Genomic DNA, 10,472 nt, shown 5'->3' with positions numbered 1-10,472 from the left:
TTAGTCGATTATTATCTTGTGAATTATAAGAAAAAGTAGAAAAGTAAGCACCCGTTTTTTTCATTAAGTCACTTTTTCTCTGTATCCTTACTCCTTTGAGTTAGGAGCGATGATATGTCTATTAGTCATAAAATCAGCTATTCTGTATTAAAGCAGCTATTGTATATTATTACAACTAAGGATAAGCAGATGCCAACAAGACTTAGAGTTTGTTTAGCAGGTTATCATCATGTCATTAATTAGTAAGATTATTAAAGATGGATCTTCAACCCCCTCGGGTGTAGTTCAAGACAATGTCAAAGTAAGAATAGGATATAATCCACCTTATGAAAGAACCATTTAAGTGGGATGATTATTCCGACCAACCAGCATTACTTCAAGATAAAAAATATAAAAAGTCCATGCGTAAAAAAGAGCGCTATTCGCTTATAAAAACTTTTTTTACTGCTTTGTTTATACTACCAGTTACGCTTGTAGCAATGCCTTTTATCAAAAGGAAACAGATTGATTCTTCTGAGTTTTTTTGTATGGGAGTTGATTTTCAACGAGAGTCGGATTTAACTTTAAAAATTATACATGATTTTAAGATTAAACGCATACTTGTACGAATAAAACTTTGGGAAATGGATTCACTGGATGAGTTAAAAGACTTTCTTCTAAAGTGTCCCGATAAAAAAGTTACCTTGAAGATTATGCAAGATAGAGAACATGTAGAAGATTTAGAACTTTTAGAAAATGATTTAAGAACTATCTTTTCAAGTCTTGATGGGCTTATAGATATATATGAAATTGGTTCGACTATAAACAGAAGTAAATGGGGATTTTTTAGCGTCAATGAATACTCTAACTTTTATCAAAGGGCATATGATTTAAAGATGTCGGAATTCCCAAACATAACCCTCATTGGAAGTGGTGTAATAGACTTTGAGTATCACTTCACCGCTCACACTCTCTTTAACTTTTTTAAATACAAATACGATGGAGTAGCATCTCTACTCTATGTAGATAGACGTGGAGCACCAGAAAACATGCAAATGGGATTTTCCCTATCTGATAAGATTGCATACTTAAGCACTATGGTTTGGATGAGTAAAAAATCTAAACATGCTTTACACATTACAGAAACTAACTGGCCATTGTCTGGTACTGCGCCTTACGCACCAACTAGTGAGCATGAATGCATAGACGAAGAGAGCTATGCTGACTTTATGCTCCGTTACCATATGCTTGCCTTTGCTTCACAACAAGTTGACTCACTCTCTTGGCATCAACTCATTGCTAAAGGTTATGGGCTTATAGATAACATTGAGGGTATGAGATATAGACCTGCTTTTACTACATACAAGTATATGGTTCAGACGCTTCAACATGCACAATTTTTACGTCTAGATATCACAAGAGATTACTACATTTTACAGTGTTTAATAGACGGTCAACTTTTACAAATACACTGGACTTTAAAACCTACAACACTTAAAAATGAAGATTTTTTTACCGTTTACTCTCGTAATGGTGAACTAATTACAGATGAGACCTTAAACATAGGTTCTTCACCACTTTATATATTTATAACGAATGCTACTCCAAAAAAAGTGAACTGCTTATGAGAATACTAGTAATATTACCAAACTGGCTAGGAGATGCTATTATGGCAACTCCCGCAATAGAGCTTTTAGCTTCTTACCACCCAAATGCAAAATTTACATTTGTTGGAAGTTATGTTTCCATAGAAGCAATTAAATACCATCCATTATGTGAGAGAGCTATAGTAGACGAAACGAAAAAAGCACCTAGTAGATTTATCGCTACGTATAAACTGGCCAAAGATCTTGGCGAATTTCATTTAGCTGTTACGTTTAGAAATCAATTTTACTCATCATTACTACTAAGATTTACAAATACCGTAATATGCTTAGCAAAACAGTCTTGGCATTCTATGTTTTTACTCTCGCACACTCCTAGCATCAAAGCGAACAAACATTTAGCATTACAGTATGCTGAGCTTGCAATGATTAATGTAGATCAATACAGTGATGACATAGGGGCTTTAAAACTTTATATAGAGCCGAAGATACATGACAAGCCAACATTGGGCATCAATGCAGGTGCTACGTATGGAAGTGCTAAAAGATGGTACCCCGAGAGATTTGCCCAAGTTGGGGCAGAATTTGCTCACAGCTTTGACATCATAATTTTTGGTGGACCCGGTGAAGTGGAAATGGCTCAAGAGATTGAAGATAATCTCTTGTCTTTAAATATACATAACTTCACCAATCTCGCTGGAAAGACAAATATACAAGAGTTATGTGCAAATATTGGAGGCTGTTCTTTGTTTATCACAAATGACAGTGGACCTATGCATGTTGCTGCTGCATATCAAGTTCCGAGTGTTGCTATTTTTGGACCTACAAAGCATAAAGAAACATCACAATGGATGAATGAGAAAAATAAGATTGTGAGAGAAGATATGGAATGTGCACCGTGTATGAAAAGAGAATGTCCCTTAAAACATCATGAGTGTATGACAAAGATTACAGCTCCAAAAGTTATAGAAGCTGTAAAAGAGTTAGGCTTTTAGAATTCGAATTTAAATCCTGCATAAAATGAACTGTTATAGTTGATATCTTGTGCTACAGGTTTTTCATAATTCGTGTCAATAGATCTGTATCCCACAGTAATTAAAGCATTCTCAATAACTTCTATATCAAAATGAACTCTGTATTCAAGAAAACTTTTTGCATCACTCATGCACAAAACACTTGGAGCATAATAAAAAGAACCACCAACGTACATAGGTAATTCAGTATTTAATGAATATCTTGCTTCACCACCTAAGGGAATAGAAGCAAAGTTCTTTGTAGCATTAAGCTTCATACCCAAACCAATTTCAAGATTAGAACTGAAGTCTCGTTTCATTAAAAAACTAACTTCAATATAATCGTCCATATTTGAACTGCTATTTATGTCTCCATTTGTATAGTCAGCGTGAAGAAATTTCACACCAAGGAAAACTGTATCTGGCTCTACCGTGTCATTCATTTGGCTCATATCTATAGAAGCAGCAAGTTCTAGATCTTTGTCGTTTATATTTATCTCTACGCTATTTAAAGCGAAAGCTGAAGCAAAACTAGCTGCGAGTAATGTTAGTGTTTTTAGCATTGGGAACCTTGTATTTTTTGAATTGTTTTTGTTGTACTTTTGCCATCGACAAAATCAACAAGTTTTAATTCAGAAGCAAATTCAGTTCCAACGACATCCTTCCCTTTATAATCTCCACCTTTAACAAGTACATCAGGTTGTATCATTTTAATCAAGTCATGAGGAGTATCTTCAGTAAAAGGTACTACAAAATCAACAGCTTCTAAAGCTGCCAATATATAGGCTCTATCTTCCGCAGGATTAACAGGACGAGTTGGACCTTTTAAACGAGAAACGGATGCATCAGAGTTTAGACCAACAACTAAAATATCTCCAAAACTTTTTGCAACTTGAAGATATTTCACATGTCCAACATGGAGTATGTCAAAACATCCATTTGTAAAAACAATTTTTTTACCATTTCCTGAACATCTTCTTACAATTTTATTTATTTCGTCAAAACTTTTTATATGTGCATCGGATGTACTTTTATGCAAACTTGCTTCATACTCTTCTATCTCGTCTATACTTACAGTTGCCGAACCAATTTTACCAACAACAACGCCTGCGGCAAGGTTTGCAAACCTTGCTGTTTCTTCTATATCTTTACCAAGACTCAAAGCAAATGCTATAGAAGCTATTACCGTGTCCCCAGCTCCAGTTACATCAAAAACTTCTTTTGCAACTGTTGGGAAAACTTTTACTTCACCGTCATATGTAGCTATTCCATCTTCAGACAAAGTAATTAAAGAGATGTTTAAATCGCACTCTTTTTTTAATTTCAAAAGAGCATCTTCAAGAGTTTTATCATCTTGTATTTCTATACCTGTAGCAAGAATTGCCTCTTTTTTATTTGGTGTTAAAAGGTAAGCACCGTTATACTTAGAAAAGTCACTCCCTTTTGGGTCTACTAAAACTTTAACATTATTCTCTTTTGCTAAACCTATAATACCTTGACATAAAGCTGTGCGTAAAACACCTTTACCGTAATCAGATAAAATTATCACATCATAGGTTCGAATATCATCAACTAAATTATCAAGTATTTTATTTACAGAAGAATCTTCTATATTTTCTTTACTCTCTTTGTCATAACGTATTACTTGTTGGGAAGAAGCTATAACTCTGCTTTTTTTTGATGTTTTTCTACCCTTTTGTGTAATGATATTCTTACAATCTACATTAATTTCTTCAAGCATAGCTTTTAATTCTTCACCAATAGTGTCATTACCAATGACACTGCTTACACTTACATTCGCACCAAGAGCTACAAGATTATTTATCACATTTCCTGCACCACCAAGAACTGTAGTTTCTTTGTTTATATCTACAACCTGAACTGGTGCTTCTGGTGAAATCCTCTCACATGAACCCCAGAGATAATGATCTATCATTAAATCACCAATAACTAATATATTTGAGTTCACATTTTTAAAACTTTTCATTATTTCACTTCTTCTTTAAAGAGTCTTTTAATTTCACTAACATACGCTTTAATCCCATCTTCCATTTCAAAATTTGGCTCATACCCTAGCGCTTGCTTTGTAGATTCTATATCAGCTTCTGTATGAAACTGGTAAGAACCAATAAATGGGTTTGGAATATATTCGCACGTAAGATTAGTTCCAAGTTCACTTTGTAAAATATCTACGATATCTTGAAAACTTCTTGCCTTACCCGTTCCAACATTATATATACCACTTTCTTGTGGTTGCATAGCTTTAATATTTGCTTGAACGATATCCTCTATATAAATGAAATCACGAAGAATTTTATCGCTAGATTCAAAAAGACGAGGATTTTTTCCAGCTAATAGTTGATGACCAAATTGTAATACCATTGATGCCGTAGTATTTTTAAAGTATTCACCAGGGCCATACACGTTAAAATATCTAAGTCCTACTATGGAGATGTCATTATCTAACATATACTCACGACTTAAATGGTCCATACTAAGTTTAGAAAATCCATAAACGTTTTGAGGAGATTCACGTCCAACTCTTTGAGGGGACTCAGCGTTACCATATGTAGCAGCAGAAGAAGCATAAATCATATTTGCACTATGCTTTATCGCTAAATCTAGTAGATCTTTATATGCATTAACATTTGTTTTAATCATTAAGTCTTGTTCTTGTACTGTCGTATCTGAGATTGCTGCTTCGTGAAATATGTAATCAAATTTATAATTTACTTCTAGGTTAAGAAGTATATCTTTATCATTTATATCTCCAGAAATCATTTCCCCTTCAAAGCCCAAAAGGTTCTTAAAATGCCCAAAACTCTTGAGGTTTCCATTTGAAAATGTTTCACCACTTCTAAAAGAATCCAATATAACAACTTTTGCATCTGGATGATTATGCTGAAAATAAAAAGCTAAATTAGAGCCAATAAACCCAGCTCCACCAGTTATTAAAATTGTTTTATTACTTAAATCATCGTCAATATATCTCATTAATTTATCCATATTTTTTGAATTTACTTATATGGTACACTATAATTCATTAACAAGCATTTAAGACTCAATCTACTATAATTAAAGCGAAAATTAATCCTAAGGAAATATATATGAAAAAAATCGTAATCGCATCAATCGCAACACTAGCACTAGCTACAGCTTCAATCGCAGCAGTAAATGGAAAAGCTTGTACTTCTTGTCACGGTGCAGACTGGTCTAAAAAAGCTCTTGGTAAATCTAAAAATGTTTCTGCAATGACTCACGCTGAAATTGCAACTTCACTTAAAGGTTACAAAGCTGGAACTTACGGTGGTCCAATGAAAGGTCTTATGAAAGGTCAAGTAGCTAAATATTCTGATGCAGATTTAGATGCGTTCGCTCAAACTATCGGTAAATAATATCACTATTTTATAGACCTATTATTCAGGTCTATAATTCTTTTTATACTCTTCTTTTTTTCTTTCTAAAGTAACAGCATCATTTAACTCATCTTCTCCATCATACTTCGTTGCATTTAAAAATTTATCTTCATCGTCAAACTGACCACTTCTCACAGCCCATAAAAATCCAAAAAGTGCTATAGAACCTAAGAAAATCGAAACACCCATCATCATAATTATTATTCCACTATCCATCTTTATCCCCTCATCCATTTATATCTGATTCTCATTGAGTTACCAACTACAAGTAAAGAACTTATGCTCATCGAAATAGCTGCAACTAGCGGTATTACATATCCTGCCATTGCAAGAGGAATCGTAATCGCATTATAAAGTAACGATATCCCAAGATTTTGTTTTATCAGTCCGTATGTAGTACGAGATATTTTAAAAGCATCTTCAAGAGATTGAAGAGAATCATTAAGTAAAACAACATCACTAACATCAACTGCGATATCACTACCACTGCCCATAACAATCCCAAGATCAGCATTAGCAAGTGCTAAGATGTCATTCACTCCATCGCCAACCATTACCACTATTTTATTTTCTTGATGTAATTTTTCTATAAATTTAGATTTATCTTCTGGTGTTTGCTCACTTAAACACTTAGTAATTCCAACTTCTAAGGCAATTTTACTTGCAATATTTTCATGATCACCAGTAAGCATAATTACATCAATACCTTTATCATGAAAGTTATCTACTACTGTTTTAGCATTCTCTTTAATAGTATCCCTTAATTCATATATAGCAAGTACTTCACCATCGATTGCAAAATAAAATAAAGTATTCTCACTCGTATAATCACTCTCTAATCCATTAGCCGCCATAAGTTTCACATTCCCACCTAAGAGAATACGCTCATTATATTTAGCTGTAATTCCACTTGCGGGAACTTGTGTGTAGTTGTCTAAAATATATTCATCTATTGTATCATTCTTAAGATATTGAGTTATCCCTTTTGCTACTGGATGGTTAGAGCGCTTAACCAAAGAATATAAAATTGCTTTATCGAATTCTTTGTATATCTTGAAATCTATAACTTCTGGCTTACCCACAGTTATAGTACCCGTCTTATCCAAAACTATAGTATCAACTTTTGCCATCGTTTCAAGTTGTGCAGCTTCTTTAAATAGTATACCTCGCTTGGCACCTAAACTAAGTCCTACTAGAGTTGCAACAGGCGTAGCTAAAGCTAAAGCACACGGACAGGCAATAACAATCACAGATATCCCTACCATGAATGCTACATCAAAACTATGAGGCCATAACCACCAAACAATAAATGTCACTAAAGATAAACCTAAAATGATAGAAGAAAAATATTCTGAGAGTTTATTTGCCAGTTGCTCAATACGAGGTTTTTTATTTATTGCAGATTCTAAAAGTGATACAAGACTAGAGAGCGTAGAGTGTTCAAAATCTTTTGTAGCTTGAAAATGTATATCTGCATCTATACTGACAGTTCCACTCACTACTTTATCACCAAAAGATTTATAAATAGGCTCACTCTCTCCAGTTAAATTTGACTCATCAAAAGAGCCTTCCCCTTCAATTATTTCGCCATCAAGTAAAACTTTTTCTCCAGAAGACACCACAACAATATCTCCAATCGTAACATCCCCTAATTTGCAAGCAACAATTTTTCCCTCATGTACAATGTTTACTTCACTAGGAATCTGCTTCCCAATGAGGTCTAATGTATCCGCAGCACTTTTTTTACTAAGAACTTCTAAGAACTTTCCAACCAACACAAAAGTAATAATCATAGCAACAGAATCAAAATATGCTTCACCGAGTTCAAATATAGTTATGTAAATTGAATATACATAGGTTAAAGATGCACCAGTTGCAACTAAAATATCCATATTTACAACTTTGTTTTTTGCTCCATAGTATGCACCACGGAAAAATATCCATCCACTATATAAAAGAACAGGTGTAGATAAAATACCCTCAGCAATATTAAAAATACTTTTCATTTCTTGTGTTATACCGGTGAAGTAACCAGAATACTGTGCAACTGCTATCATCATAATATTCATAGAAAAGAAAACTGCAACAATTATACGCTGATAGTATTCTCTTCTTTGAGCATTTGCATGAACTTCTTGCAGAGATGTGTCATAGGGGAAAGCATTGTAACCAATAGCTCGAATCATATTTATAATATCAGATAATTTTAAAAGTTCTTCAGTCCATACTATAGTAGCTTTATTACTTGTAAAATTTATATTTGCTTCGATTACTCCATCCATTTTATGTAATGCTTTTTCATTTAACCATACACAAGCAGAACAATGAATACCTTCAATTATTAAAGAGACTTGATTAAATCCATCTTTATTAACTTTAACAAATTTTTCATAAAAAGCTCTTGCATCAAAGTTTGAAGAATCTTCATATTGATTAGTTGGAGGGGTAAGTGTAATGTTTCCTGCTTTTTTGTAAAAGCTCTCAAGTCCTTCATCATTCAAAAGATGGTATATTCCCTGACATCCTTTACAGCAAAAGTATAAAGTAGTTTCTTGTTCCTCTTCTTTTATTAAAACAGATTCATTAAATTCTAAATGACAGTGAGTACACGCAATTAGCTTAGACAAGTTCAAACTTTCCTTTTTGTCTATTTTTTTCTATTTTATCCCAAGATTCTACATTTCCATTCATACAAATATAGACTCCGTATTTTTCTAAAGACTTTAAAAAACCTATAGCAACTCCAAGATTAAGAGTTGATTCAATAGTATCTATCTCAAATGGCTTCATTGAACCGGTAAATACAATCTTTTTATTTGTAAAAATTGTAGATAAGAACTCTGCGCTCTCATGCATTGTGTCTGTTCCGTGAACAATTAAAAAAGTATCTTCAACCGATTCCATAATAATACTTGTCAACATTTTTCTATCGTTAGTATCTATATCTAAGCTATCTTTATAAATCACACCTGCTACACTGTATTGAGATGTAAAACTCTCAAGTATTTTTTCAATAGCATAATTATCATATGGAACTTCTAATTCACCATTAATTTTATTATACCTCTTATTAAAAGTTCCACCAGTATTTAAAATTAGCATTATTTACTTCCATATATCATTTAAATTCGAAACGATTTTAGTAGCCTTAGATTCTGAAATACTATTATCTTCACTAAATAAATACGTTTCATAAATTCCAGCATTTAAACCAGCTTCGATATCACGTTCTTTATCACCAATAATGATAGAGTTTGCGTAATCAACATCAAATTCTTCTTCTAATCTTAAAAGCATTCCTGGATGAGGCTTACGACATTCACATATACCAGAAATAGATGGGTGGTGTGGACAATGATAAACCTTACTTATTGTAACCCCATTATTAGAAAATTCATTTATCATCCACTTAGTAAGTATTAAGAAATCTTCCTCTGTGTAAAACTCTCTAGCTATTCCAGATTGATTTGTAACAACAGCTATTATGTACCCATAAGATTCATAATATTTACATAAGTCAAGAATTCCATCAATAAATTCGAAATCTTCTACTTTATAAAGATAGTCTTTTTCAACATTAATAACACCATCTCTATCTAAAAAAAGAACCTTTTGCATATATTAGTTACTAACACCATCAGCAAAAATTTCTTTTTCAATTATATCACAGAGAATATGACCAATTAAAATATGCGATTCTTGAATGCGTGGAGTAGAATTTGATGGAACTATAAGCGCGATATCAGCTTGTTTAGCCATTTTTCCACCATCACGTCCAACTAAAGCAACAGTCAAAATATTTTTTGTTTTTGCAGACTCAAAAGCCTTAACAATGTTTACAGAGTTACCAGATGTAGAGATACCTATAAATATATCACCACCTTGTCCCATACCCTCAAGTTGACGAGAAAAAACTTGATCATAACCATAATCATTACCAATTGCAGTAAGTGCAGATGTATCTGTAGTTAATGCAAGCGAAGGCAAAGAAGGTCTGTCAAATCCATAACGGCCAACCATCTCAGCAGCAATATGTTGTGCATCAGCTGCACTTCCACCATTACCTGCTAATATCGTTTTTTTATCAGTACGATATAAAGCTACACATTTCTTTGCAACTTCTTCTATTTTATTTAAAAGTTCTTCATTATTGTATATATCTTGTTTTGTTTCATACGATTTTTTTATCTGATCTTTAATATATTCTTTCATAATAATTCCTAAAAAATTGATATGAAAGGATAACATATAAAGTGTTTCAAGTGTGTTAATATGTAAAAAAAGTTAAGTCAATTAATAGTTTTTATTAGAGTAAAATTAATGAATAAAAAGTAAGGTAAGGTAAAAAGACTTAAACTAGGCAACGACCTACATTCCCACAAATGAAATCTGCAGTATTATCAGCGATGAGAGGCTTAGCTTCTGGGTTCGGAATGGAGCCAGGCGTTTCCCTCTCTCTA

At 33.0% G+C, this 10,472-nt stretch carries 12 protein-coding genes and 1 rRNA gene; 4 read left to right on the top strand and 9 right to left on the bottom strand.

The features are described from left to right. Positions 1 to 114: 114 nt before the first annotated feature. The 3 genes from ACI9TV_RS14940 to waaF all read left to right on the top strand — a co-directional run bounded on the left by ACI9TV_RS14940 (position 115) and on the right by waaF (position 2,578). On the top strand, positions 115 to 243 hold the full coding sequence (locus ACI9TV_RS14940; protein WP_415251623.1) for a hypothetical protein: 129 nt from the start codon (positions 115 to 117) through the stop codon (positions 241 to 243). An 83-nt stretch (positions 244 to 326) separates the two neighbouring features. Continuing rightward, on the top strand, positions 327 to 1,607 hold the full coding sequence (locus tag ACI9TV_RS14935) for a glycosyl hydrolase (protein ID WP_415251622.1): 1,281 nt from the start codon (positions 327 to 329) through the stop codon (positions 1,605 to 1,607). Beyond that, positions 1,604 to 2,578: a lipopolysaccharide heptosyltransferase II gene (gene waaF / locus ACI9TV_RS14930; RefSeq protein ID WP_415251621.1), complete on the top strand. Its 975-nt coding sequence runs from the start codon at positions 1,604 to 1,606 to the stop codon at positions 2,576 to 2,578. Before ACI9TV_RS14935 ends, waaF begins: the two co-directional genes overlap by 4 nt. Here waaF and ACI9TV_RS14925 read toward each other — a convergent pair. Genes ACI9TV_RS14925 through rfaD form a run of 3 tightly spaced genes read right to left on the bottom strand, consistent with a single transcriptional unit; the run spans position 2,575 to position 5,590 of the window. Then, positions 2,575 to 3,159, bottom strand: a complete 585-nt coding sequence (locus ACI9TV_RS14925; RefSeq protein ID WP_415251620.1) for a YfaZ family outer membrane protein — start codon at positions 3,157 to 3,159, stop codon at positions 2,575 to 2,577. The two genes, waaF and ACI9TV_RS14925, sit on opposite strands and share 4 nt — an antisense overlap. After that, positions 3,153 to 4,583, bottom strand: a complete 1,431-nt coding sequence (rfaE1, locus tag ACI9TV_RS14920) for a D-glycero-beta-D-manno-heptose-7-phosphate kinase (protein WP_415251619.1) — start codon at positions 4,581 to 4,583, stop codon at positions 3,153 to 3,155. Before rfaE1 ends, ACI9TV_RS14925 begins: the two co-directional genes overlap by 7 nt. Continuing rightward, a complete protein-coding gene (gene rfaD / locus ACI9TV_RS14915; protein WP_415251618.1) occupies positions 4,583 to 5,590 on the bottom strand; it encodes an ADP-glyceromanno-heptose 6-epimerase in 1,008 nt (335 codons plus the stop codon). Before rfaD ends, rfaE1 begins: the two co-directional genes overlap by 1 nt. 113 nt (positions 5,591 to 5,703) lie before the next feature. Here rfaD and ACI9TV_RS14910 point away from each other — a divergent pair, with 113 nt between their 5' ends. Beyond that, positions 5,704 to 5,991: a c-type cytochrome gene (locus tag ACI9TV_RS14910; RefSeq protein ID WP_415251617.1), complete on the top strand. Its 288-nt coding sequence runs from the start codon at positions 5,704 to 5,706 to the stop codon at positions 5,989 to 5,991. A gap of 21 nt (positions 5,992 to 6,012) precedes the next feature. Here ACI9TV_RS14910 and ccoS read toward each other — a convergent pair whose 3' ends face one another. The 6 genes from ccoS to rrf form a co-directional block, all read right to left on the bottom strand. Next, the gene (gene ccoS / locus ACI9TV_RS14905; RefSeq protein WP_415251616.1) at positions 6,013 to 6,228 is read right to left on the bottom strand and encodes a cbb3-type cytochrome oxidase assembly protein CcoS; all 216 of its coding nucleotides are present in this window, start codon (positions 6,226 to 6,228) and stop codon (positions 6,013 to 6,015) included. Between the two features lie 2 nt (positions 6,229 to 6,230). Further along, complete coding sequence (locus ACI9TV_RS14900) at positions 6,231 to 8,639, bottom strand: heavy metal translocating P-type ATPase (RefSeq protein WP_415251615.1); 2,409 nt, start codon at positions 8,637 to 8,639, stop codon at positions 6,231 to 6,233. Beyond that, positions 8,632 to 9,114, bottom strand: a complete 483-nt coding sequence (locus ACI9TV_RS14895) for an asparaginase domain-containing protein (protein WP_415251614.1) — start codon at positions 9,112 to 9,114, stop codon at positions 8,632 to 8,634. Before ACI9TV_RS14895 ends, ACI9TV_RS14900 begins: the two co-directional genes overlap by 8 nt. A gap of 3 nt (positions 9,115 to 9,117) precedes the next feature. Next, a complete protein-coding gene (locus ACI9TV_RS14890) occupies positions 9,118 to 9,630 on the bottom strand; it encodes a D-glycero-alpha-D-manno-heptose-1,7-bisphosphate 7-phosphatase (protein WP_415251613.1) in 513 nt (170 codons plus the stop codon). 3 nt (positions 9,631 to 9,633) lie between these two features. After that, positions 9,634 to 10,224, bottom strand: coding sequence for an SIS domain-containing protein (locus ACI9TV_RS14885; protein ID WP_415251612.1), 591 nt, complete (start codon positions 10,222 to 10,224; stop codon positions 9,634 to 9,636). Positions 10,225 to 10,367: 143 nt separating this feature from the next. Beyond that, positions 10,368 to 10,472, bottom strand: a 5S ribosomal RNA gene (gene rrf, locus ACI9TV_RS14880); the annotation flags it as partial.

This window comes from Sulfurimonas sp., from assembly GCF_047622445.1.
Taxonomy (GTDB): domain Bacteria; phylum Campylobacterota; class Campylobacteria; order Campylobacterales; family Sulfurimonadaceae; genus Sulfurimonas.
This window is presented reverse-complemented; position numbering and strand designations above follow the sequence as displayed.

Excerpts from the sequence above, each read along its gene's own strand:
- ACI9TV_RS14940 (WP_415251623.1), top strand. The coding sequence starts at position 115 with ATGTCTATTAGTCATAAAATCAGCTATTCTGTATTAAAGCAGCTATTG.
- ACI9TV_RS14935 (WP_415251622.1), top strand. The coding sequence starts at position 327 with ATGAAAGAACCATTTAAGTGGGATGATTATTCCGACCAACCAGCATTA.
- waaF (WP_415251621.1), top strand. The coding sequence starts at position 1,604 with ATGAGAATACTAGTAATATTACCAAACTGGCTAGGAGATGCTATTATG.
- ACI9TV_RS14925 (WP_415251620.1), bottom strand. The coding sequence starts at position 3,159 with ATGCTAAAAACACTAACATTACTCGCAGCTAGTTTTGCTTCAGCTTTC.
- rfaE1 (WP_415251619.1), bottom strand. The coding sequence starts at position 4,583 with ATGAAAAGTTTTAAAAATGTGAACTCAAATATATTAGTTATTGGTGAT.
- rfaD (WP_415251618.1), bottom strand. The coding sequence starts at position 5,590 with ATGAGATATATTGACGATGATTTAAGTAATAAAACAATTTTAATAACT.
- ACI9TV_RS14910 (WP_415251617.1), top strand. The coding sequence starts at position 5,704 with ATGAAAAAAATCGTAATCGCATCAATCGCAACACTAGCACTAGCTACA.
- ccoS (WP_415251616.1), bottom strand. The coding sequence starts at position 6,228 with ATGGATAGTGGAATAATAATTATGATGATGGGTGTTTCGATTTTCTTA.
- ACI9TV_RS14895 (WP_415251614.1), bottom strand. The coding sequence starts at position 9,114 with ATGCTAATTTTAAATACTGGTGGAACTTTTAATAAGAGGTATAATAAA.
- ACI9TV_RS14890 (WP_415251613.1), bottom strand. The coding sequence starts at position 9,630 with ATGCAAAAGGTTCTTTTTTTAGATAGAGATGGTGTTATTAATGTTGAA.
- ACI9TV_RS14885 (WP_415251612.1), bottom strand. The coding sequence starts at position 10,224 with ATGAAAGAATATATTAAAGATCAGATAAAAAAATCGTATGAAACAAAA.